The organism is Flavobacterium xizangense (genome assembly GCF_054075145.1).
The window spans coordinates 1-273 of the sequence record NZ_JBSIPG010000096.1 but is presented as its reverse complement, the minus strand read 5'-3'; the positions used below and the strand labels follow the sequence as shown (position 1 = coordinate 273).

Annotated in this window: 1 protein-coding gene; it reads left to right on the top strand. The window is 33.7% G+C overall.

Annotated elements, in window-relative coordinates; all coding sequences use genetic code 11:
- Positions 1-36: 36 nt before the first annotated feature.
- On the top strand, positions 37-273 hold a 237-nt coding region (locus ACWA1B_RS22665), incomplete at its 3' end, for a SusD/RagB family nutrient-binding outer membrane lipoprotein (protein WP_456910869.1).

Below are 273 nucleotides of genomic sequence, written 5' to 3'. Positions count from 1 at the left end.
ATGAAAACAAATAATATAAAAAAATCATTAATCTGTTTGAGTCTTCTAGCCTTAGTTGGTTGTACAGATAATTTCGACGAGATTAATAGTAATCCTGATGGTTTTACACAGGAAGAACTAACACAAGACTTTAATCATATCAAAGGCCCTTTTACGGCTATGTTTGATAACGTAATGGTAAATACTCCAGGTTGGAAGTATCAGGTAGCTATTGATTTATCTGGAAATACTTGGGGTGGTTATACTACAGCGCCAGGATTTGATGGAAATAAT